This is a genomic window from Dechloromonas sp. A34, from assembly GCF_026261605.1.
In the GTDB taxonomy this organism is placed as follows: Bacteria; Pseudomonadota; Gammaproteobacteria; order Burkholderiales; family Rhodocyclaceae; genus Azonexus.
The window spans coordinates 4527199-4550684 of the sequence record NZ_CP102486.1 but is presented as its reverse complement, the minus strand read 5'-3'; the positions used below and the strand labels follow the sequence as shown (position 1 = coordinate 4550684).

19 protein-coding genes, 1 pseudogene and 1 other annotated feature are annotated in these 23486 nt (G+C 59.1%); of the genes and pseudogenes, 13 read left to right on the top strand and 7 right to left on the bottom strand.

Going from position 1 to position 23486, the window contains the following annotated elements:
- Positions 1-29: 29 nt before the first annotated feature.
- Both NQE15_RS22615 and NQE15_RS22610 read left to right on the top strand, forming a co-directional pair.
- Positions 30-1400: a sigma-54-dependent transcriptional regulator gene (locus NQE15_RS22615; protein WP_265945003.1), complete on the top strand. Its 1371-nt coding sequence runs from the start codon at positions 30-32 to the stop codon at positions 1398-1400.
- The gene (locus NQE15_RS22610) at positions 1397-3427 is read left to right on the top strand and encodes a cache domain-containing protein (RefSeq protein ID WP_265945001.1); all 2031 of its coding nucleotides are present in this window, start codon (positions 1397-1399) and stop codon (positions 3425-3427) included. Before NQE15_RS22615 ends, NQE15_RS22610 begins: the two co-directional genes overlap by 4 nt.
- 47 nt (positions 3428-3474) lie before the next feature.
- On the opposite strand, the gene NQE15_RS22605 is transcribed toward NQE15_RS22610, so the two are convergent.
- The 6 genes from NQE15_RS22605 to NQE15_RS22580 all read right to left on the bottom strand — a co-directional run bounded on the left by NQE15_RS22605 (position 3475) and on the right by NQE15_RS22580 (position 10286).
- Positions 3475-5601, bottom strand: a complete 2127-nt coding sequence (locus NQE15_RS22605; protein ID WP_265944999.1) for a PAS domain-containing hybrid sensor histidine kinase/response regulator — start codon at positions 5599-5601, stop codon at positions 3475-3477.
- A gap of 291 nt (positions 5602-5892) precedes the next feature.
- On the bottom strand, positions 5893-7098 hold the full coding sequence (gene hemW, locus NQE15_RS22600) for a radical SAM family heme chaperone HemW (protein WP_416336488.1): 1206 nt from the start codon (positions 7096-7098) through the stop codon (positions 5893-5895).
- A gap of 4 nt (positions 7099-7102) precedes the next feature.
- Positions 7103-7690 carry an RdgB/HAM1 family non-canonical purine NTP pyrophosphatase gene (rdgB, locus tag NQE15_RS22595; RefSeq protein WP_265944997.1) on the bottom strand — a complete coding sequence of 196 codons (588 nt, stop codon included), beginning with the start codon at positions 7688-7690 and terminating at the stop codon, positions 7103-7105.
- Between the two features lie 8 nt (positions 7691-7698).
- Positions 7699-8415, bottom strand: a complete 717-nt coding sequence (rph, locus tag NQE15_RS22590) for a ribonuclease PH (protein ID WP_265944995.1) — start codon at positions 8413-8415, stop codon at positions 7699-7701.
- 9 nt (positions 8416-8424) lie between these two features.
- Positions 8425-9342 carry a PP2C family protein-serine/threonine phosphatase gene (locus NQE15_RS22585; protein WP_265944993.1) on the bottom strand — a complete coding sequence of 306 codons (918 nt, stop codon included), beginning with the start codon at positions 9340-9342 and terminating at the stop codon, positions 8425-8427.
- Positions 9339-10286, bottom strand: coding sequence for a serine/threonine protein kinase (locus NQE15_RS22580; RefSeq protein WP_265944991.1), 948 nt, complete (start codon positions 10284-10286; stop codon positions 9339-9341). The genes NQE15_RS22585 and NQE15_RS22580 overlap by 4 nt, the downstream gene beginning before the upstream one ends.
- Positions 10287-10363: 77 nt before the next feature.
- Between NQE15_RS22580 and NQE15_RS22575 the strand changes: the two genes are divergently transcribed.
- The 8 genes from NQE15_RS22575 (at position 10364) to NQE15_RS22545 (ending at position 17837) form a co-directional block, all read left to right on the top strand.
- Positions 10364-11230 (top strand): YicC/YloC family endoribonuclease, encoded by an 867-nt coding sequence (locus NQE15_RS22575; protein ID WP_265944989.1) that lies wholly within the window; start codon positions 10364-10366, stop codon positions 11228-11230.
- Positions 11231-11399: 169 nt separating this feature from the next.
- Complete coding sequence (locus NQE15_RS22570) at positions 11400-11801, top strand: Arm DNA-binding domain-containing protein (protein ID WP_265944988.1); 402 nt, start codon at positions 11400-11402, stop codon at positions 11799-11801.
- Positions 11789-13066, top strand: a complete 1278-nt coding sequence (locus NQE15_RS22565; protein WP_265944986.1) for a tyrosine-type recombinase/integrase — start codon at positions 11789-11791, stop codon at positions 13064-13066. Before NQE15_RS22570 ends, NQE15_RS22565 begins: the two co-directional genes overlap by 13 nt.
- 717 nt (positions 13067-13783) lie before the next feature.
- A complete protein-coding gene (locus NQE15_RS22560; RefSeq protein ID WP_265944984.1) occupies positions 13784-13924 on the top strand; it encodes a hypothetical protein in 141 nt (46 codons plus the stop codon).
- Positions 13925-14198: 274 nt separating this feature from the next.
- Complete coding sequence (locus tag NQE15_RS22555; protein WP_265944982.1) at positions 14199-14489, top strand: C2HC-type zinc finger protein; 291 nt, start codon at positions 14199-14201, stop codon at positions 14487-14489.
- Between the two features lie 284 nt (positions 14490-14773).
- Positions 14774-14845: a DUF4113 domain-containing protein gene (locus tag NQE15_RS24120; RefSeq protein ID WP_416336553.1), complete on the top strand. Its 72-nt coding sequence runs from the start codon at positions 14774-14776 to the stop codon at positions 14843-14845.
- A 264-nt stretch (positions 14846-15109) separates the two neighbouring features.
- On the top strand, positions 15110-15922 hold the full coding sequence (locus NQE15_RS22550) for a DUF2971 domain-containing protein (protein ID WP_265944980.1): 813 nt from the start codon (positions 15110-15112) through the stop codon (positions 15920-15922).
- Between the two features lie 52 nt (positions 15923-15974).
- On the top strand, positions 15975-17837 hold the full coding sequence (locus NQE15_RS22545) for a hypothetical protein (protein WP_265944979.1): 1863 nt from the start codon (positions 15975-15977) through the stop codon (positions 17835-17837).
- Between the two features lies 1 nt (position 17838).
- Here NQE15_RS22545 and NQE15_RS22540 read toward each other — a convergent pair.
- A protein-coding gene (locus NQE15_RS22540; RefSeq protein WP_265941681.1) for an IS3 family transposase occupies positions 17839-19067 on the bottom strand; the annotation gives its coding sequence in 2 pieces (ribosomal slippage) (positions 17839-18779 and positions 18779-19067; 1230 coding nt in all).
- Positions 18673-18789 (bottom strand) — a sequence feature (AL1L pseudoknot). Its footprint overlaps the gene before it by 117 nt.
- Positions 19068-19991: 924 nt before the next feature.
- On the opposite strand from NQE15_RS22540, the pseudogene NQE15_RS23960 reads away from it, so the two are divergent.
- The 3 genes and pseudogenes from NQE15_RS23960 to rpoZ form a co-directional block, all read left to right on the top strand.
- A pseudogene (locus NQE15_RS23960) lies at positions 19992-22481 on the top strand (ATP-binding protein); the annotation flags it as partial.
- Positions 22482-22636: 155 nt separating this feature from the next.
- A complete protein-coding gene (gene gmk, locus NQE15_RS22530; RefSeq protein ID WP_265944977.1) occupies positions 22637-23245 on the top strand; it encodes a guanylate kinase in 609 nt (202 codons plus the stop codon).
- Positions 23246-23260: 15 nt separating this feature from the next.
- Positions 23261-23467 carry a DNA-directed RNA polymerase subunit omega gene (gene rpoZ, locus NQE15_RS22525; protein WP_265944975.1) on the top strand — a complete coding sequence of 69 codons (207 nt, stop codon included), beginning with the start codon at positions 23261-23263 and terminating at the stop codon, positions 23465-23467.
- Positions 23468-23486: the final 19 nt, after the last annotated feature.

Here is a 23486-nt window from a genome sequence, read left to right as displayed (position 1 = left end):
GATCATCCGGGGACGCTTTGGAGGGGACGATGGATCTAGCGAACAAGCCGGTCAATGAAGCGCCGTGGACCCAGTATTCGGTACTGCTGGTCGATGATGAGCCGGGGATGGTCAGTTTTCTGCAACGGGCGCTGGCGCCGCGTTGCGGCGTGGTCGACACCGCCGGCAGCGTCGAGCAGGCCGAGCCGCTATTGCGCCGCCGACTGTACGACCTGATCGTGCTCGATATCGCCATGCCCGGGCGTTCCGGCATCGACTGGCTGCACCAATTGCGGGCCGAGGGCTATGCCGGCGACGTCGTGATGATGACAGCCTATGCCGATCTCGACACCGCAATCGAGGCTTTGCGGGCCGGGGCCGCCGATTTTCTACTCAAGCCCTTCTCGCTGGCCCAGGTCCTGAATGCCATCCAGCGCTGCTTCGAACGCTCGCGCCTGGTGCGCGAAAACTTCGTGCTGCGTCGCGAGGTCAGCGACCGTTCGGCCGACATCGAAGGCCTGGTCGGCCATTCGGACGTAATGTGCGAGCTCTGTGAGCGCCTTAAGCGCATCGCGCCGACACCGGCGACGGTCCTGATTACCGGCGAATCCGGCACCGGGAAGGAAGTTGCGGCACGCGCCCTGCACCGGATGAGCAACCGCTCGGGCGGTCCTTTCGTGCCGGTCAATTGTGCAGCGATTTCGGCGGAGTTGATTGAATCGGAGCTGTTCGGTCATGTCCGGGGGGCATTTACCGGCGCCCAGCAGAGCCGCGAAGGGCTGTTCTACTATGCCCGCGGCGGCACCCTGTTTCTCGACGAAATTTCCGAAATGCCGGCCTCGGCACAAGCCAAGCTGCTGCGTGTTCTGGAGGAGCGACGGATCCGGCCAGTCGGCTCGGAGCAGGAAATCCCGGTCGATGTGCGCGTCATCGCGGCGACCAACCGCGATCTCAAGGCCGAGGTCGCTGCCCATCGCTTTCGCCAGGATCTTTACTACCGCCTGCAGGTCGTCGAAGTCACCTTGCCGCCCTTGCGCGAACGGCCAGAGGACTTGTCTATGCTGGTCCATCATTTCATCGCGCAGATTTCGCCCAATCTCGATGTCCAGGGCCTTTCCCTCGATGCCCGCACCCTGGCGCGGATGGCAGCCTATGATTGGCCGGGCAATGTGCGCGAACTGAAGAACTTCATCGAGCGCTCGTTGATTCTCGGCTGGTTCGATCTCGGACCGGAGCCGAAAGCCAGCGCGCTGCCGAGTGGTACGACCGACGAAACGCTGGAAGCCGTGGAGAAGCGCCATATCCTCGCCGTGCTCGGCGCCTGTGACGGCAACAAGTCGGAAGCCGGCCGTCGCCTGGGAGTTTCCCGCAAGACCCTGGACCGGAAATGCCAGGCCTGGGGCCTGAGCGAGCCGGCTTGAACGCAATACCGGGCGAGCTGCTGGTTCCCGAGAGTCGGCGGTCGATTCGCGTCCGTCTGCTGCTCCTGGCGCTGCTCCCGCTCGGGGTCGTGCTGCCCCTGATGGTGGCTGGGCTGGCGGTCTGGGGCGGCGATTACTTCGATCGCCTGCTGATTACCAAGGTGCGCGCCGATCTGACCGTGGCACACGGCTATTTCGAGCGGGTTACCGAAGGTCTGGGGCGTTCGGTACAGGGACTGGCTGATTCCGAGCGCCTTGCCCGCGAATTGCGGCAAGCGCCGGGACGCAGGGCGGCGGCGGTCGCCGCCCTGCTCGCCGAGGTCAAGGGCGCCGAAAAGCTCGACTTCCTGAGCTTCTTCGACCTCGAGCAGGGTCGGGCCGAAGCGTCGGCCTGGCCGGTGATCGAGCAGGCCCTGGCGGGCCGGGCGAGCACCGGCCCGGAAATTTTTTCCGCCGCCCGGCTGGCCGCGATCAGTCCAGAACTGGCCGAGCGGGCACGGACGCCGCTGCTGTCCACCGCGAACGCCAAACCCGATCACCGTCAGGTCGAGGATCGCGGGCTGGTCATCCATACCGCGGCCCCGGTGCGCGATGCCGCTGGTCGCCTGATCGGCACCCTGGTCGGTGGCGTGCTGCTCAACAAGAATCTCGAATTCATCGACCGCCTCAACGAAATCGTCTATCCCGACGGCGTTCTGCCCTTCGGCAGTGTCGGGACGGCGACGATTTTCCTCGGCGATGTCCGGGTGGCCACCAATGTCCGCTTGTTCGAGGGCGGGCGGGCAATCGGCACCCGGGTCTCGGCGGCGGTGAATCAGGCGGTACTCGAAGACGGCAGGACCTGGCTCGACCGTGCCTTTGTCGTTACCGACTGGTATGTCTCGGCCTACGAGCCCTTGTTCGACAGCCGGCAACGGCGGATCGGCATGCTCTACGTCGGTTATCTCGAAGGGCCGTTTGCCGCGGCTCGCCAGCAGGCCTTCGCCGTCGTGGTCGGGGTTTTCGTGCTGGCCATGGCGATCGCCGGCGTCTTCGCCGCACTGTGGGCGCGCCGGGTCTTCAAACCGATCGAGCGCATGCATGCGACGATGCATGCCATCGAGCAGGGTGATGCCGACGCTCGTGTCGGGAGCGTGGAAAGCCAGGATGAACTGGGCGTGGTGGCGGCCCATTTCGACCGCCTGCTCGATCGTCTGCAGGCCCAGGCCGGATCGTTGAAACGCTGGGGCGAAGCGCTCGATGCCAAGGTGGCGGAGCGTACGGCCGAGTTGGAGCAGGCGGTGGCCGATCTCAAGGCGGCCCAATCGCAACTGGTGATGAGCGAGAAACTGGCGGCGATCGGCCAATTGACCGCCGGTGTGGCCCATGAAATCAATAATCCGGTGGCCGTCATCCAGGGCAATCTCGATGTCCTGCGCGATTTGCTGGGTCCGGCCGCCGAGCCGGTGGCGCCCGAAATCCGCCTAATTCACGAACAGGTGCATCGCATCCGGCTGATTGTCGCCAAGCTGCTGCAGTTTGCCCGCCCCCAGGATTACGTCGGTTATCTCGAGCCGGTGGCGCCGCGGCAACTGATCCAGGACAGCCTGGTGCTGGTCGGTCACCTGCTGAAAAAGGGCAATATCGCGATCGAGCAGCATGTCGATTCGCATCGCCACGTTCTGTGCAACCGCAACGAGTTGCAGCAGGTCCTGATCAACCTGCTGGTTAATGCCATCCAGGCGATGCCGGAGGGCGGTGTCCTGACCCTGGCGGCCGAGGACTGGGACGAAGCCGACATGCCGCTCGGCCTGCGTCTGGTGGTAGCCGATTCCGGGCCGGGGATCAGCAACGAGGATCGCGAGCGTCTGTTCCAGCCTTTCTTCACGGCCAAGAAAGCCGACGGTACCGGCCTCGGCTTATGGGTCAGCCAGTCGCTGGTCGAGCGTTATGGCGGGCGGATCAGTGTCGATAGCCCCCCGGGGCGGGGGACCCGTTTTGCCGTCTGGCTACGCTGCGAGCCGCTGCCACAGGAGCGGGCCGGCTAGTACAGACCCAGAGGCTGGCACTAGTACCACAAAGGCAAAAGCTGGCACTAGCAGCGCACGGTCAGCCAGTGCACGACGCAGGTTGCCAGGTCGTCCGGCTCGGCTGGTTTGCGGACAAAATCGTTCATGCCGGCGGCAAAACACTCCGCCTTGTTTTCGGCGAAGGCATTGGCGGTCATCGCAATGATCGGCACATGCCGGTAGTCCGGGCGCTGGCGAATCGCGCGGGTCGCTTCCAGACCATCTATTTCGGGCATCTGCATGTCCATCAGGATCAGGTCGTAGGCCTCGCCATCGAGTTTTTCCAGTGCCTCGCGACCGTTGGCCGCAATGTCGATCACCAGGCCGAGTCCGCTCAGGAATTCACGGGCGATTTCCTGATTGATCGGCTCGTCCTCGGCGATCAGGATACGTGAGCCGCGAACGGCAGCGATCGATTGCGGTTCCGGCCCCTTCCTGGTGCTGCTTTGCGCCAGTCGCTCGCCATTCGCCCGGTGCAGGACGACGGTAAACCAGAAGGTGCTGCCGCTGCCCAGTTGGCTTTCGGCACCGGCCGTGCCGCCCATCATTTCGGTCAGGCGCTTGGTAATCGACAGGCCGAGACCGGTCCCGCCATATTTCCGTGTGGTCGAGTTGTCGGCCTGCTCGAAGGCATTGAACAGACTCTGCAGAGCATCCGGGGCAATGCCGATGCCGTTATCCTGAACCTCGAAGCGCACCTCGACCTGATCCCCGGATTCGCTGACTTTTTTGGCGCGCATCACGATGCTGCCGTGTTCGGTGAACTTGATGGCATTGGCGGTGTAGTTGATCAGGCTTTGGGCAATTCGTGTCGGATCGCCGATCAAGGGGCCCGGAAATGCGTCACTCTCGATCTCGAGCTTCAATCCCTTGGCTTGTGCCCGGTCGCCGAGGATGCCGACGATCTGGTCGAAGAGTTCTGAAATCTCGACCGGTTCTTGGTCCAGCGTCAGTTTGCCAGCCTCGATTTTCGAGAGGTCGAGGATGTTGTTGATGACGCTGAGCAGGTGTTCGGCGGCGCCGTCGATCTTGTCCAGGCGCTTGATCTGGTTTTCAGGCACGCCATCACGGCGGATCAGGTAGGCCATGCCGAGAATCGCGTTCATTGGGGTCCGGATTTCGTGGCTCATGTTGGCCAGGAAGGTGCTCTTGGCCTGGCTGGCCGCTTCGGCAATCTCGCGGGCCTCGGCCAGTTCGCGAGTGCGCTCCTTGACCAGATCTTCGAGGTGATGGCGGTACTGCTCCAGTTCGCCGGCGATGCGGACGCTTTCGGTGATGTCGGTGAAGACGGCAACGGCACCGCGCAGTTCGCTGTCGACGTAAAGCGGCGTGATAGTCAATTGCACCGGGAAGCCGGTGCCATCCTTGCGCCAGAACCAGTCGGTCTGGCGGCGGGTCTGGCCGTCGAGACAGGTGCTCAGGATCGGGCATTCGGTCGACGGGTACAAGGTGCCGTCGGCGCGGAAGAAATGAAAGACCAGGTGCTGGTCCTTGCCGAGGATTTCGTCAGCTTCACGGCCGAGCATGGCTAGTGCCGCCGGGTTGATGAAAGTGCAGATGCCGCGACTGTCGACGCCGAAAACGCCTTCGCCGATGGAATGCAGGATGGTTTGTTGCCGGGTTTCGCTTTCGACCAGCGCCTGCTCGGTGCGGACCAGTGCCCGAAGGTCTACGTCGAGACAGAACATGGTTGGCCCATGCTCGGCGGTATTGACCACGGTATGGCTGGAATAGACCGGAACCCGGTGGCCGGCCTTGTGCATCAGGTCGAGGCGGGCGGCCGGGATGCCCTGACCTTCCTCGAACATCCAGCGCACGGCACCTTCCACGACATGGCGCATGGCTGGGGGAATGATCAGCTCGAACAACGAACGACCAATGGCTTCCTCCGGGGCGTAGCCGTAGATCCTTTCCGAGGCGCGGTTCCAGTAAACCACGGTGCCGTCCGCGGTATAGCCCTGGATCGATAGCGCATCAACGTTCTCGAAGATGGCCCGGAAGCGCGCTTCGGCTTCGGACAGGCGGCGCATGGATTCCTCGGCCCGGGCCCGTTCCTCGCGCAGACGGCGGTTGGTGCGCACCAGGGCGATGACAACCGCCAGCAAACCCACCGCCAGAAGCAGGACGCTATAAAGGACCCCATCCTGAATCATCGGGCCTCCTGTGAGGGTGGTGCGCTGATGTCCCTAGGGGGCAGCATACGTCAGCGAATTCATTCGAAACGAGAATCCTACACGCATTGACGCAGGCGTGGGATGAATTGCTTCAATGCAAAGGACATTTTTTGTGCAGCCCGCTCCGGCCATTGACCGGGTCTCGCCGGCCGAAGCAACCGCTAGTTCTGGCGGCGTATTGCCGCTTCAGAGCATGGTCGCTGTCAGCGCAGCTCGGCAAAAATGGTGATCTTTTGTGAATTCGCCGGTCGCGTTGTTTCCCGGCGATTTCTACTCATCGGCCAGGAAACGCTCCAATAGCACGTTCAGAAAGCGCCGCCCCTTCTCGGTCGGCGCAATGCGTTCCGGGCCGAGCGCCAGCAGGCCCTCGGCTTCGGCGGCTTTGAGTTGCGGCAGGATGGCGCTCAGGGGCTGTGCCGTTCTCGCCTCGAACAGCGAGGGGTGGAAACCCTCGGTCAGGCGCAGGGCATTCATCAGGAATTCGAAAGGCAGGCTGGCCGCCGCGACCTGATTCTCTTCCTGCACCGGCTGGCCGCCGCGAATATTATCGAGATAGGCCTTCGGGTGTTTCCAGCGCATCTGGCGCAGGACGCGGTCATGCAGCGTCAGCTTCGAGTGGGCGCCGGCGCCGATGCCGAGATAGTCGCCAAAATACCAATAGTTGAGGTTGTGGCGACATTGCCGGTCTGGCCGGGCAAAAGCCGACGTTTCATAATTGGCATAACCGGCCGCGGCCAGCCGGGCCTCGATGGCTTCCTGCATGTCGGCACAGAGGTCGCCCTCCGGCAATTCCGGGGGGAAGGCTGCAAAGCGCGTGTTCGGCTCCAGGGTCAGCTGGTAACAGGAGAGGTGCGCCGGGGAGAAGCTGAGCGCCGTTTCGAGGTCGCTGAGCGCCTGTTCCTGCGTCTGACCGGGCAGGCCGTACATCAGGTCGAGATTGAAGGCGTCGAAGTGGGCACCGGCCAGATGTGCGGCGCGTTTGGCCTCGGCAGCGCCGTGGATGCGGCCCAGCGCCTTGAGATGCTCGTCGTTGAAGCTCTGGATGCCCAGCGACAGTCGGTTGACGCCGGCTCGGCGGAAGCCGGCGAACTTCTCGGCCTCGATCGTGCCGGGGTTGGCTTCGAGCGTGATTTCGGCGTCGGGGGCCAGCATGGCCAGGGCGCGGAAGGCGGCAATCAGCTCGTCGATGGCTTCCGGCGAGAGCAGGCTGGGTGTGCCGCCGCCGAAGAAGACGCTGACTACCGGCCGGCCCCAGATCAGCGGCAGGGCGGATTGCAGGTCGGCGATCAGGGCGGCGACATATTCGCGCTCGGGAATCGTTTCGCCGGCCTCGTGCGAATTGAAGTCGCAATAGGGGCACTTCTGGACGCACCACGGCACATGGACGTAGAGCGCGAGCGGTGGCGAGACGCGGAATTCGAGGCTGGCTGGATTCGCCGCCGGTTTGGCGGTGAAGATCGGGATGGTGCGGGCCACGGGATTACAGCGTCGGCAGGCGGGCGATCAACTGCTGCATGGCCCGGCCGCGATGCGAGACACGGTTCTTGGTTTCGGCATCGAGCTCGGCCGCGGTCTGGCCGAATTCCGGCACGAAGAACAGCGGGTCATAGCCGAAGCCGCCCGCGCCGCGCAGTGCCGCCAGGATTTCGCCATGCCATTCGCCTTCGGCGATCAGCGGCTGCGGGTCGTCGGCGTAGCGGACGAGGACGATGACCGACACGAAGTGGGCGCGGCGGTCGGGGTTGTCGCCGAGGTCGGCGAACAGCTTTTCGTTGTTGCGTGCATCCGATTTCGGCTCGCCGGCATAGCGCGCCGAATAAACTCCCGGCGCGTCACCGAGGGCGGCGACGCAAAGCCCGGAATCGTCGGCCAGGGCCGGCAGGCCGGACAGTTGGGCGGCATGGCGGGCCTTGGCTAGGGCATTCTCGACGAAGGTGCAGTGCGGTTCCTCGGCTTCCGGGATGCCGAGTTCGCCCTGCGCAATGACTTCGAAGCCGAGCGGCGCCAGCAGCGCGTTCAGCTCCTTCATTTTCTTGGCGTTGTTGGAAGCGAGGACCAGCTTTTTCATGCCGCTACTCACGAAGCCAGGGCGGTTTGCTGGGCGGCGATCAGCTGGCGGATGCCGGCTTCGGCGAGGTCGGTCAGGGTGTTCATCTGCGCCCGGGTGAAGGGCTCGCCTTCGGCGGTGCCCTGGATTTCGACAATGCCGCCGGAACCGGTCATCACGACATTCATGTCGGTATCGCAGTCGGAATCTTCCGGGTAATCGAGGTCGAGCACCGGCGAGCCCTTGTAGATGCCGACCGAGACCGCGGCGACATGGTCGCGCACCGGGTTGGCCGGCAGCTTGCCGGCGGCGACCAGCTTTTCGCAGGCTTCGTAAAGGGCGACCCAGGCGCCGGTGATCGAGGCGCAACGGGTGCCGCCGTCGGCCTGCAGGACATCGCAGTCGAGCGTGATCTGGCGTTCGCCGAGGGCCTTGAGATCGGTTACGGCGCGCAGGCTGCGGCCGATCAGGCGCTGGATTTCCTGGGTGCGGCCAGTCTGCTTGCCCTTGGCCGCTTCACGCGAACTCCGGGTGTGGGTCGAGCGCGGCAACATGCCGTATTCGGCGGTGACCCAGCCCTGGCCCTTGCCACGCAGGAAAGGCGGCACGTTTTCCTCGACGCTGGCATTGCACAGCACGCGGGTGTCGCCCATCTCGATCAGCACCGAACCCTCGGCATGGCGGGTGAAGTTGCGGGTCAGGCGGACGGTGCGCAGTTGGTCGGACTGGCGTTGGCTGGGGCGCATGGGGTTTCCTTATTTCTTGGGGTTGTACTTGTCGATGGCGGAACGGATTTCATTGATCGCCTTCTCGATTTCGTCGTCGGAGAGATCGCTCTTGTAGGCCGGGTTGCGGCCGAATTCATCGAGTCGGGTAGTCACTTCGTCATGGGTCATGGTCTGGGTCGATACCGAACTGCTGGCGTCCTCGACATAGCTTTCCTCCCAGCGCACGGACACCGCCGAGAGATTGTCGCCATGGGCGCCGCCCTTGACCTCGGCCTGGGAAAGCAGCATCGGGATGGCTTGCAGCAGGTTGGCGCCCTTCAGCGCGGTCGCCATCTGCTCGCCGGAGAGCACGCCCCACAGGCCGTCGGTGCATAGCAACAGGATGTCGCCGTGTTCGAGCGGCGTCTTGCGCGAGAATTCGATTTCCGGCAGTGTCGGGCTGCCCAGGCAGCTGTAGATCTTGTTGCGGTCGGGATGAACTGCCGCCTGCGCCTCGGTGATCATGCCCTCCTCGACCAGCAGGCGGATGCGCGAGTGGTCCTTGGTCTGGGCGATGATCCGGCCGGCCCGGATCAGGTAAAGCCGGGAGTCGCCGGAGTGCGCCCAGTAGGCGACGTTGTCCTGGACGACGCAGGCGACGCAGGTGGTGCGCGGCGTGTCTTTCAGGCGGTGCTGGGCGGTGTAGTCGAGAATGGCGTGGTGGGCATTGGTCATGCCCTTCTGCAGGAAGCGAAAAGGATCGCCGAGCAGCGGCCGCGCCTCGCGCTGGAAAGTGTCGGCCAGCGTCTGGATGGCGATCTGGGCGGCGACTTCACCATAGTGGTGGCCGCCCATGCCGTCGGCAACCGCCATCATCAGCGCATCGCGCGAATAACAATAGGTTGTCCGGTCCTCGTTGTTGGCCCGTCCTCCCTGTCGGCTTTCCTGGTAAATGGTGAATCTCATTTGATGGGCTTCCTGAGTTTTTCAACGAAGCGGCCCAGCCAATTCGGATTGCTCTTCGGACTGGGCGGGGTGACGGTTTCGACCAGTGCCTTCTGCAAGGCAAAGACACTCTGCGGTCGGTAAAGATGGTTGAGGTTCAGACACCAGTCGATGATTTCCAGCAGGCGGTCCGAGAACTGGCCGTCCCAGCGCATCATGGCCGGCGACAGGGTGTCCTTCTTCAGTCGCTCGTCGGCGGACTGCGGGGCGCAACCGGCCAGGCAGGCATACATCGAGGCACCAACGCTGTAAATGTCGCTCCACGGGCCAAGGTCGGTGCGTGCGCCGTAATGTTCTGGCGAGGCGAAACCCGGCGTGTACATTGGCTTCAGCATCGGCTGATCGCTGGCCAGGGTCTGCCGCGCCGCCCCGAAGTCGATCAGCACCGGCGTGTTGTCGCTGCGCAGGTAGATGTTCGACGGCTTGAGGTCGAGGTGCAGCAGCTTGTGCGAATGGACTTCGCGCAGGCCGTTGAGCATGCGGGTGAAGACACCGCGGATGAAGCGTTCCGAAATGTGCCCCTGGTGTTTCTGGATGAACTCCTGCAAGGTCCGCCCGTGTTCGTATTCCATAACCATATAAACGGTGTCGTTGGCACGAAAGAAGTTCAACACGCGAATCACGTTCGGATGCGACAGGCGGGCCAGCGAGCGCCCTTCCTCGAAAAAGCATTTCATCCCGTAGCGGAAGGCACCGAGGTGCTCCGAGGTGATGACTGGTTTGATTTCGCCCCGGCCGCGCAGGGCCAGGCTGTTCGGCAGATATTCCTTGATCGCGACTTGCCGGCCCTCGGGGTCCGTCGCCAGATAGACGATCGAAAACCCGCCGAGCGAGAGCTGGCGGTCGATCGTATACTCTTCGAGCGGGTAGCCATTGGGTAAGGGCTGATTGGCTTGTTGCGCCATGTATCTCGCGGTTATGATGCAGTTTCAGGCATTTTCGGGCGTGTCGTCCGGCCTGTAAAGCCGGAGACTCCCCCACAATGATCTGTAGTATGACTGGTTATGCAGTTAAAACGCGCGATGTCGAGCGCGGATCGCTGCAACTTGAACTTAAAAGCGTCAATTCGCGCTATCTCGATTTTCACTTCCGGATCACCGAAGATCTGCGCGCGCTGGAAATGCCGCTGCGCGAGCTGCTTGCCGCCAAACTGACGCGCGGCAAGGTCGAGTGCCGCCTCGCCTTCACTGCGGCGACGGCGCGCAGCGAGCAACTGCAGCTCAATGCCGACCTGCTGGGCTCGCTGAAAAGCCTGAATCAGCAGGTTCGCGCCGAAATGCCGGAGGCCAATCCGCTGACCGTCAACGACGTCTTGCGCTGGCCCGGCATGTTCGGCGACCAGAGCATCGATTTCGCCGCGCTTGGCCCGGAAGTCATGGCGCTGGCCCGTGAAGCGCTCGCCGATTTCTCGGCGACCCGCGGTCGCGAAGGCGACAAGCTGGCGGCGATGATCGTCGACCGGGTCAATGCCATGCGCGAGATCGTCCGTCAGGTCGCGCCGCGCATTCCCGAAGCCCAGGCCCTGTTCACCGACAAGCTGCGCCAGCGCCTGAGCGAAGCCCTGGGCAATGCCAGCGACGAGCGCATCCTGCAGGAAGTGGCCGTTTTTGCCACGCGGATCGATGTCGCCGAGGAGCTCAGCCGGCTCACCACACATCTCGACGAAGTCGAGCGCGTGCTGAAACACGGCGGCGCCTGCGGCAAGCGTCTCGACTTCCTGATGCAGGAACTCAACCGCGAGGCCAATACGCTGGGCTCGAAATCGGCCATCACAGAGGTTTCGCAAGCGGCGATGGACCTCAAGCTGCTGATCGAGCAAATGCGCGAGCAAATCCAGAACTTGGAATAGAAGAGCAAGTCGTCTCACAAAGAATCAAGACTGACTAGAAACCCCCTAACCACGGGGGTTTTTTGTTTTTTATGGTTGCTTACAATCTCATTAGAGCGCACCATTTGTGTGTACCGAAGCGTGTATTTTTCCAAAGTACACCAATCCGAAATTAGTACACGCGTGCCTCATGGAAAAGCTTACAAACGAACTTATTGCCGAATGGATTGAAAGCAACCAGCGTTTTGAAATGCGCGGCGATGGTGGCGGCTTGTACCTAGGTTTCAGAGCCGATCAAAAGAATCCCGTTTGGCTATTCAGGTTTCGTCAATTTGGTGAGCAGCACAAACTCACCTTGGGCCATTACCCAACCATTTCGCTTGAAACCGCACGAGACTTGGCTCGTAGCTATCGGAAGCTCATCGACAACAAGGAGAGTGTGATCGCAGCAGTTGGAAACAAACGACGTAGCGATAGCGATCACGAGCTAGCAAGGACTTTTTCTGCGCTGCTCAGAGAAGCTAGTCTGCATGGTGCAAAGCGCATGACAGTAACCATCGAATTCGACGGAGAGGAATCATGGGCAAGCTAACGGACATACAAATACGTGCCTGGATCAGAAACGGGGAGCGCTTTGAAGGCCGATCCGATGGCGATGGCCTCTATCTAAGCTTTCCCGCCAGCGCTAGCTCGCCTGTATGGAAGTTTCGTTATCGCTTTGCCGGCAAGCAACGCATTATGAACATGGGGGGCTTTGCCTCGTTGTCATTGGCTAAAGCTCGCGAAACAGCACGTGAGCTCTCCGCAAAAGTTGCCCTTGGGCATGATGTCGCTGGCGAAAAACAGGAGAGAAAACGCGAGGCAATCGAAAAGATTGAAGCAGAGAAAGCTGCTTGGACAGTTAATCAACTGTGCGATCAGTTTTTTGAGCGAATAATTCTGCCCAAATGGAAGCACGCAGACATTGTTCGTCGCCGCATTGAGAATGATATCAAGCCAAAACTTGGCAAGATGAAAGCCGAAGATGTTAAGCCCCGTGACATTGACGACATGCTGCAGGCTATCGTTAAACGTGGCGCCCCAACGGTCGCAAACGATGTATTGCGTTGGACAAAGCGAATTTTCAACTTCGCCATTAAGCGGCACATTGTCGAAAACAACCCAGCCAGTGCATTTGACCCTTCAGACGCCGGCGGGAAAGAAGAAAGCCGTGAGCGTTGGCTAACAAGCGAAGAAATTATTAAGCTTTTTGGGGCCATGCGCGACATGTTGGGATGCTTCTCAATTGAGAACATGTATGCGATTCGATTGCTATTGTTGCTTGCTGTCCGAAAGGAAGAACTTGTCGCTGCCCCTTGGGCAGAGTTCGACTTGGATAAGGCAATTTGGCACTTACCAGAGGAAAGAACCAAGACAAGCGCCGCGATCGATATTCCGTTACCGCCGATGGCCGTAGAAACGCTCAAAGAGTTGCACCGATTGGCGAATGGCAGCAAATATGTATTTCCCGCTCGCAAGATGCAGCACCGCATGATCCCGCATATTGATTTGAACACGCTGAACGCAGCTTTGGCCAAACATATTCGTCCCAAGCTGAAGGACGTCGAAAATTTCACAATTCACGACTTCCGGCGTACAGCACGAACACATTTGGCTGCGTTAGGCGTCGATCCATTCGTTGCAGAGCGCTGTCTCAATCACAAAATCAAAGGGGTGGAAGGAATCTACAACCGCCATGATTATTTTGATGAGCGAAAGGATGCTCTTTGCAAATGGGCAAAGATGTTGTCGGCTTTGGAGCAAGGAAAAGCCGATTACAACGTAGTTCCAATGAAGAAAAAGGCCGCACAGAGCTAATTTGTGCGGAGACGTGCAAGTCGTACCCTCGGTAATCGATTTCAATCAAGATTAAAGCTGATTTCCTTCGGTGGGTATCCTGGAAATGGCTTATACAGAGTCTCCAAGAAGCACTCAGCGACTGCCTTTGCGGTGTTTTCGAACGAGATGCACATGCCGTCGAAGGCGCCATGCGCCAGCATGTGGCGAAAGGGCTTCTCGTGATCGCGTGGAGTGAGCCGTCGATTCACTAGGGAGACTGTGGTTGCGTGCTATCTCCCCTCTCATTGAGCCGCAATTGCGCTCAGCGCTGGCTTCCGGTGCTTCCTTGAACAGGCTGGCCGCCGATTTGAAGTCATTTTGTGCAAGGCGATGTCTAGCTGCGAAATCTCCAATCAGTTGACCTCTTAATCTCACGGCACGTGACCAAGCGCTATCATCTCGTTGACCAATGATTTGGCATAGGGCGGCCGTCGGCCAAAAGCGGTTATTGAACGATTTTGCCGTTAGCGGTCATTCCGCTTGAGTCCAATGCAAGATGAATAGATACTTGCTGCTCTGTCTCCTTTTTCGTAAATCAGACTTCGGGCCCAATGCGCGAAAATCGTTGCCAATTCAAGGATTCCGTTATTTTTCGGGCGTCCGCTCGAATATGCATAGGCGGACCCATGGGTCCGTCTATTAACTGTTAGAAGGTACGCACACGCTGTAATTTTTAAACCACAAGGGAGAGCATTCATGACACTTAAACCAGGACCAAAGCCGATAGCAAAATCAACAGGGAAACCGGATCAGCGCCGCCGTGATAACAAAACAACACCAGGGAATACACCGTCCCTCAAACCTAGCAAATCTAGCAATCCGAAAAAAAGTAAATGACAAGCAACTCTCGTTAATTTGCCCTTCTAACCCGGCAGTCGAGCGGACCTGCGCGAAATGCCGCGCAGGCCGCTCACTTCTACGTTGAGGCTGTAGAAAAACCTTTTGGTGGTTTTTGACGTGGAGATTCGGGTGAATAAAGCTAATGGAATTATCAAGAGAGTGGAGAACGGTGGCTGTTGTGTGGGCCGCTTTTTGCCCAAAATGGGGAACGCTTTGGGGTCAAAACCTTCGGCCCTAGTTTTTCTACACCCTCGTTAGTGAGTAGTCTGCAATGAAGGAATGGCAACTAGACATCAACTGCCCAATTTGCGGTGAAAAGTTCCTCGCAAAGCGCGCGCTGAAGCACAAGAACAAGAAGCATCCCGATATCAGCCCAGACGAATTTGTTGCTGCAATTAAGGTTGCAGTGGAGCGCGGAGAAAACGTACTGAATACTAAGAGGGTTGTGGCCGAAGGCGCCAAAATGGCCGGGAAGCCAATATTTAGTAAGGAAGTGCGTAACTCTGCAAAGTGGTTTTCAGTTGTTCCGGGAGGAGCCGTTGGCTTAGGAAAGAAGAAATGAGCAACACCCTTTCAACAATTTTGCGCGTGCTTGCTATCACTACGGTCGAGGCGCGGCTTCGCCGCTGGGATACTGTGCCAGCGAGGCCGGACCATCGCCTCTCACCTTCACGTTCCTGAACGTCCGCTTCTTCAAACTTGCAACTTCCGCATCGGGCACGCTACTGCTGTTCGGCTTTGGCTGGTCAAGTTGATGATTTCGTCTGGTCAGATTGGATGCGATTCAGTGGTCAACACAGCGCGATTTCGCATCTAGCAGCCGAAGGTATTGAGCAGTCATGACAGATGCGTCGAGGCAATTTGTCGCCCGCGTATACAACGAACTGGCAAGGGTTGGCGGTAGTCAGGGCGAGTTAGATGCTAATTGATGCAGGTGCAAGGTATTTAAGCTGCTGATTAGCGTGATCAACGCAACGACGCTGTGGAATGGCGCGTGGCGCAGATAAGGCGCCAAAAAATGACACAGACGAAGTATTCATCATGCATTGGTATAGCTACGTGGAATTATCGTAATACTATCCAACCGATTGAGACAAAATACTCGGCGCATGAGTCTCGCCACTCCAGATTCATGGGTGAAGAAGAGGCTGCCCTCTATTTCAACATAGAACTTGCTTCGCGATGAAATCCAAAACGACAATGAAAAAGGTTATTCCAGACATCCTGTATCACTACACCACCCAACCCGTGCTGCTGAGCATTGTTCAACATCGTGCGATTTGGCTGAGTAGCAAGTGGCATCTAAATGACTCAGCAGAGGGCGAGATTTTTAATAGGTTAGCTCGCAACTATGCGGACACGCTTACGATCGCAGAAAACAAGATCAATGAAGTACTTGCAAGTCTGGATCAATTTGAGTTTTTCGTGAATTGCCTGACAACGCACGGCGATATGCTAAGCCAATGGCGCGGATATGCAGGCGATGGCAAGGGTGTGTCCATTGGCTTTAATAGCGAGGCACTAAAAAAAATCATCAAAGGTTCATCTATCGGCTTACTTTATCCAGTCACCTATGCGGACGAGACTAAGGACCTAAGCAAGGATCTATTAAACAAGCTTCACAAAACGCTGATCAGCGGTGGCGACAAGCCATCTGTGGACTATCTCCAGACCCTAGGCAAGGAACGATGGGCTGTTAAATCCAAAGCCTTTGAGGAGGAGGATGAATTTAGGCTCATTCTGACACCTCACCTGAACGACTCTCAGGTTGCCTTTGCGGGCGGCGCAATAGCCTCACGGAAGTTTCGTGCTACTGAAAGTGAAATCCGCAACTACTACGAATTGTCTCTCTCGATGATTGAGCCCGATGACCTTATTAAAGAGGTTGTACTCGGTCCGAAAAACGCCTCAAATCTGGGCGTCGTGAAACAAATGCTGGCCAGCTTTGGCTTTAAGTCTGTAACTGTAAAGCGCTCAGTTGCGAGCTATCGCTAATTGCCTGATGTCTGTCCTTAGTGAAAAAGCCCATCGTTGCCTACAGCACTACATGGCGGTTTATGCTCGCCAACTGCACATTGCTGATAATGGCCAGGCACTAGATGAGTGCCTGCAACATTTTCTCGATCAGCGCCCTGCAAGCAAAGGCCTATCTTCTTTTGATCGAGCGGCTGGATTAGCGGCTGCGCCTTTCTGGATGCAGGCAAGCATCGTCAATGACTCGAAACTGGCCGCTCTGGCATTGAGCCGAATCCTGCGCCATGAGAGTGCAATTGACATCGAATCCCTGGTTTATCTGGGCCAAAGCTCAGCGGACATGCTGCAATGGGCCATTCGCTTTTCTAAACTATTTACCCGAACTGACTCTTCGCTTTGGAAGCTTTTGCGCCAGCGGTTAGCGGGCGACGAGTGGAATGTTTTTTTCGGGGTTTGTGATCGTCTCATGGATCAGCTAGAGCCCTTTGATGGGTTAATCCGATCGGCTGAGGAACGGATCAAGCACCTTTCCTTGCTGGAGACCATGTCGTATCTCAGTGTTTTGGCTTATGAGCAGTTAATTCCCGATGCGCCACACACGCCAGTGAGTGGCAATTGGGATGTCTACAACCGCATTATTTCCAACAAGCTGAAGACCTGTGGCGATGACGATTTCGCGCTTGGAGAGGCAAGCCTGGCGCAATCACTGAAGCAGCATCTGTCGCCTATTCTTTTTCCCTCCCCATCGATAACCCAGGAATGCATAGGCAACCTCGAAGCCGTTGCTGTACTGATCTCGGCAACGCAGGAACGTATCGATTATGAAGGGTCAATCGATTGGTTCTGTTTTGATCCAGAGTGCCGCTATCAGCTCAAACCCGGCGAGTCCGTGATTTATAACGAGACCGACCAAGGGGCCCGTACCTGGCAGCGCACCGAACAAAAGTCTCAGGCCCTTTGGCACTACTGGATGAATCGAGGCGTCGGCGAGTTCGTTGCACGAGGAATGGCTCAACAGCAGATAGGTTCCCTTGAAAACCATGAACAGAATGCGCTCGCTTACATCAAGGCTTTACGTAGCATGCTGCAGCTGCGTGAAATATACGGCCTAGATGAAGAGATCCATCTGGCGGAAGGTGGCAAAGCCCCTCTGTTGCAGATATTGCTAGCAAGCGAACTGCATTCTGCATTTTTTCAGAGCGCCTATGTGCAACCCTTTCAACAGCATTATGCCGACTGTGGCGTGCTGGTTCAGGCGTTGAGCAAGTTGGCGTTTAATGGCCTGCTGGAAGGGGAGAATCGTTTTCCCATGACGTGGGCTGAGGAAAGCCAAAAGATCGAAAAAACTATCGGCTGGACTGTCTGTCGTGACTATCCGCAAGGTAGCCGTCAGGCTGCCAAGGCGATCTTGAGCTTCTGGACTAACGATCTGAAGGCGCTTTCGGGCAGTTTGAAGGAACAGCCCAATTTGCCTATTCCCACATTGTACGAACGTCCCTTTTACAAAATCGGGCGCTATAACTTTCAGTTTCCATGGGTGGTCGCGCAACAAAACAACCTTACTGCAGTGGTCAATAATCTCCGCCGCATTGGTGCCCGGCGCTCTGGCCGGATGAGCGAGACGCGACGGATCGAAGAGCGGCTGGCCGAACAAATGCGGCTGTGCGGTTTTACAGTTGAAGTCGGGTATCAACCTGAACGAACTGAACAGGAAGATCCCGGTGAGATTGATCTGATTTGTTATCGCGACGGGCTTCTATTGTTACTGGAGGTCAAATCCGGCTATATCCGTTCCACAGAACATGAAGTTTGGTTGCATCGAAGCAGCACCCTCCGCAAGGCGGCTTGGCAGCTAAGGCGTAAGCGGTCCGCAGTCGTGGCGGCGTTGCAGCGTGATGTGAATCGCCCCGGTTTCCGTGGAGGCCGGTTGGTTTAAGTCAGGCCACGATGGCGGCCTGATCGGCGAGTTGCCTGTAGTAGTTTGCCTCAGCTTCTGCGGGGGGGATATAGCCAATCGGTTCAAGCAGCCTGTGGTGGTTAAACCAAGACACCCATTCCAGAGTTGCCAGCTCCACGGATTCCCTGGTTTTCCAAGGGGCGCGCCGGTGGATCATCTCCGCCTTGTACAAGCCATTAATCGTCTCGGCTAGCGCGTTGTCGTAGCTGTCGCCCTTGCTGCCGACTGATGGCTCAATCCCGGCTTCGGCCAGTCGCTCGCTGTAGCGGATCGAGACGTACTGCGAGCCCCTGTCCGAGTGGTGGATCAAGGCCTCGTCGGGACTCGGCTGACGGGCGTACAGCGCCTGTTCCAGCGCATCGAGCACGAAGTCCGTATGCATGGAACTGCTCACTCGCCAACCCACGATACGGCGGGCAAAAACGTCGATGACAAAAGCCACATATAACCAGCCTTGCCAGGTCGAGACATAGGTGAAGTCCGAGACCCACAACTGATTGGGACGGTCGGCCTTGAACTGTCGATTGACCCGATCCAGCGGGCAAGCCGCTTTGCTGTCGCTGATCGTGGTGCGCACCACCTTGCCGCGCATGACTCCGCGCAAACCTTGACGCCGCATGAGTCGCTCGACCGTACAACGGGCCACCGCGATGCCTTCGCGGTTCAGTTGCCGCCAGACCTTGTCGGCACCATAGACCTGCAGGTTGGCCTGCCAGACGCGCTTGATCTCGGGCACTAACACCTCGTCACGCCGCACTCTCTGACTGCGCTGTTCAGGATTGCGCCGCCGAGCGACATGACGCCGGTAGCCCGACGGGGCAATCTGCAATTGCCTGCAGATCGGCTCGACCCCGAAGGCAGCACGATGCTCGTCGACGAAAGACCTCAAGACTTGAATCGGCGGTCGAGCTCCGCCTGGGCGAAAAACGCGCTGGCAAGCTTGAGGATCTCGTTGGCTTTGCGCAGCTCTTTGACCTCGCGCTCCAGTTCCTTGACACGCTTCTGGTCCGCCGTGGTCGGCCCTTCGCGCTGGCCGGCATCTCGTTCGTGCTGACGCACCCAGGTCAGCAGCGTCTGCGGCGTGCAACCGATCTTGACCGCAATGGATTCAACGGCTGACCACAGCGACGGATGATCGGCACGGCTTTCGGCAACCATGCGCACGGCGCGCTCACGAAATTCGGGGGAGAACTTAACTGACTTCTTCATGGCTCTATCTTCTCAAGAGTTAGAGCCTCCACCAAACCCGGGGCGATTCAGCAGAGTCATCCGGTGGCTCTTTGACCGTGTCACCGAAGAGACTCCATAGATTCAACTGTCTGTTGCGGGCCGACTGATACAATTCCTTTAAGAGCGAAGACTTGATTCTTTCTGCTCGGTCATCCCAGATCAAAAGCTTTTCCCCGGCCGTGGAGGTGTCCTTGAGTTGGCCCGTGGCTTGCTCTAGCGGCTCGCCATTAGGCGTGCATGTCGAGAAGTCGTGGGGGGTGTAAACTCTGCTTAGGGTGTTCCAGTGGAAGACCGGTGGCTGGTTAGACTGAGGTGGGCCATCATGATCTCTGTTGCGCACGGCCAATGCCATGAGATTCAAGACAACCATTGCTGGATGTCTCTCTCCTGGCGGTAGAACAATGGCGCAGCGGTACTCAAACTGTTCATCAGTCATTGTTAGTGTTTTTTAAGGCAGAAGACATTGAGAACTTAAATGCTACGTCTACTCTGGCCACGATGAACACTCCCCGCTATGTTTTAGGAAATTCCCGAGGGGATTCTTAGGGCGGTTACAATCAGTCGTCTCACATTGGATCAGATAAGGGCATGAAAATCGTGTACCCAAGCGTGTACATTCAGGAAAAGTCGAATATCGATGAATCAGTAGTGGCGGGCGCCAACGCCCGCCACTACTGATTCAGATCCAACTTGGAATAAGCACTGGGCCGTTTCGGCTCGTCGTGCCTCCCCGGGAAAGCCGCTGATCAGCGGCTTTTTCTTTGTTTGGGGACGTTTATTCCTTTGTCCTAGTTCGCGCTTGGGGCGCCGTGGCCGGCGCTGTATTTTCTTGTCGCAGCCGGGCTGGCCCGGTAGTCTGCGGATACTGATCAACTGCGAAGCGCGCCGAGGTTGCTGCCGGGTATGCTGGCCAATATCACCGATGTTTCCCCTAAGTCCTCCAGGGAGCTGGCCCGCCGTTTGTTTGTCGGGTGGCTGCTGATCGCCTTGTGCGTGCTCGGTTTAGCCGCCTTCTTCCTGCAGGCCAGTCTTGAACACCTGCAGGAGCGTGCCCGGGGAGAAGTGGAAAACCTGGCCTTGGTTCTCGAACGCGACGTTGCGGCATCGCTGGAAAAGGTTGACCTCGTGGTCCGCTCGGTGGTCGATGAGCATGCGCGGCAGTTGGTGAGCGGTGCGCTCGATCCGGTTGCGATGGACGGGGCGCTCGCCCGCTTGCGGGATCGCCAGGAGACGGTCATCGCGCTGCTGGTGGCCAATGCCGATGGCGATCTGGTTTTTGGCGCAGGCGGGAAACGCGCCGACATCCGCGAGCGCGAGTATTTCAGGATCTTGCGCGACGATCCCCAGGCCGGGCTGATTATTTCGAAGCCGGTGCTCGGTTTTGTGACTGGCAAATGGACGCTCATTCTGGCGCGCCGTTTGAACGACCGAGACGGAGGCTTTGCCGGCGTCGCCCTGGCCAGTGTCGGCCTGGAGTATTTCGAGAAGCAGTTCGCGGCACTGAAGCTAGGGGGCAAGGGCTCGGTCGCGCTGCGCGATGCCGACCTCGGGCTGATCGCACGCGTACCAAAACCGCCGAGCGGGGCAGATTTCGGTCCAGCCCGGCTGTCGGAGGAATTTCGGGCGGCGCTGGCGGTAACGCCCGGTGGCGGGACCTACGTTTCCGGTGCGAGCAGTATCGATGGCATCGAGCGGCTACATGTCTATCGTTTCAACCCGGCCTACCGCTTCTACGTCAATGTCGGCATGCCCAAGGATGACTATCTCGCGGCCTGGCAGCACCAGTTACGTGGAACCCTGGCCTTGCTGCTGCTCTTCATGGTGCTCAGTGGCCTGGCAGTTTATCTGCTGTATCGCGACGCGCGCCGTCTGGCGGAGCGCGAGCGCATGTTGCGCACCATCTTCGATACCTCGGACGGCGCCATCTTTCTGGTCGATACCGGTGGCCGGATCGTCATGGCCAACGAGCGCATGGCCACCATGTGGGGCGTGCCTCTGGATCGCCTGGTCGGCAGTGAATACGTGTCGCTGGTTCACCCCGAGGAACGCGAGATCGGCCGCGAGCGGATGCAGAAGCTGATGACCAGCGAAATCCCTTTCGTTCGTCACGAACGCGAGTATGTCCGCGACGATGGCAGCATCTTCTGGGGTTTTCTCTGCGGCCGGCAACTGCGCGGCGAAGACGGACAGTTGTACGGTCTGGTCGGTTTGATTGCCGATATTGACGAGTCGAAGCGCAATGCCCGGGAACTCGAGACCTATCGCCAGCATCTCGAACAACTGGTTGAGGAGCGAACGACCCAGTTCGTGCAGGCCAAGGAGGCGGCGGAAGCCGCGAATCAGGCCAAGAGTTCATTCCTGGCCAATATGAGCCACGAAATCCGGACGCCGATGAATGCCATCATCGGCCTCACCCACCTGCTTCGCCGTGAGCCGCTGACGCCGCGCCAGGCCGATCGCCTGGCCAAGATAGCCGGCTCGGCCGACCACCTGCTGGCCATCCTCAACGACGTGCTGGATATTTCCAAGATCGAGTCCGGCAAGCTACGCCTGGAGTCGGCGCCGTTTCTGATGCTCGATGTCGTCGAGCGCCTGGTCGGAGTCTGCGCCGAGCGAGCCGAGGGCAAGGGGTTGGCACTCCGTACGGCGACGGCCAACCTGCCGGCTGTCCTGGTTGGCGATCAGACCCGGCTCAGCCAGGCCTTGCTCAATTACCTGGCCAACGCCATCAAATTTACGGAAACCGGGGCGGTGGATCTGCGGGCGGCTGTCCTTGAGGAGGACGCCGAATCCCTGCTCGTGCGCTTCGAAGTGCAGGACACCGGGATCGGCATCGAGGCCGGGGTGCTCGCGCGGTTGTTCAGTGCCTTCGAGCAGGCTGACAATTCGATGACTCGAAAATACGGCGGGACCGGCCTCGGGCTGGCCATCACCAGCCGCCTGGCCGGGATGATGGGCGGCGAAGTCGGCGTCGACAGCACGCCAGGCGTGGGCAGCACCTTCTGGCTGACGGCACGCTTCGGCAAACCGCAAGCGGCAACGGCATTCGGTGTAACGGGCGAGTCATCGCCGGTCAAGGTCATCGATTCCGCCCGGCCCGATTTTCGCGGGGCGCGCATCCTGCTGGTCGAGGACGACAAGGTGAATCGCGAGATTGCCGTCGAACTGATCGATGAACTGGCCGGCCTTCCCCTCGATCTCGCCGAAAGCGGCAGTCTGGCCATCGCCATGCTGCAATGTGAGCGCTACGACCTGATCCTGATGGACATCCTGATGCCCGACATGGACGGCTACGAGGCGACCCGACGCATTCGTCGCTTACCCGGCTACGCCGCTACGCCGATCGTCGCGATGACCGCCAATGCCTTTGCCGAAGACCGCCAACGCTGTTTCGACGCCGGCATGAACGACCACCTCGCCAAGCCGGTCGATCCCGATCGTTTGCGAGAAGTCCTGCTGCGCTGGTTGCCGGGGCGCCGCCCCCAGGCGCAGGTAGAATGCCTGTCTGATAAATTGTTGTCCGATCAATTACCTAGAATAGACACACCATGGCCGGAAATCTCTACGTTGTCGCCGCACCGTCCGGTGCCGGCAAGACCACCCTGGTTCGCCTGCTGCTCGAAAGCGAGCTCGACGTCCAGCTCTCGGTTTCCTATACCACCCGCGACCCACGGCCGGGCGAAACGGACGGCCGCGAATACCATTTTGTCGATACCGCCGAGTTTCGCGCCATGATCGACCACCACGAATTCCTCGAGTGGGCCGAGGTCCATGGCAATTTCTACGGTACCTCGAAGACCTGGATCGCCGACCAACTGGCCGCTGGTCGCGATGTGCTGCTCGAAATCGATTGGCAGGGCGCGCAGCAGGTCCGCTTGCTGTTTGCCGAGGCGATCGGCATCTTCATCCTGCCGCCCTCGATGGAAGAGTTGACCCGGCGCCTGACCGGGCGCGGCACCGACAGCGCGGCCGTCATTTCCCGTCGCTTGGCCGCGGCACAGGCCGAGATGCGCCATGTCGGCGAATTCGACTATGTTATTATTAACGACCAACTGGAGCAGGCGCTGGATGATTTGCGTGCCGTCGTGCGCGCCTCCCGCCTGAGCCTCGCGGCACAGCGTGCGCGTCACGCCGCCCTTTTTGCACGATTGATCTGATTTAGAGGTTTACCCATGGCCCGCGTTACCGTCGACGACTGCATGAAACGTATCCCCAACCGCTTCCAGATGACCCTGGCCGCTGCCCACCGCGCCCGCCAGCTGGCCAACGGCGCGACGCCGCTGGTCGATCCCGAGAAGGACAAGCCGACTGTCATCGCCCTGCGCGAAATGGCGATTGGCAAGGTTGGTCTGGAAGTGCTCAACCGCGGTCAGGCCTGAAGGTTGGGGCGGTGAAGAC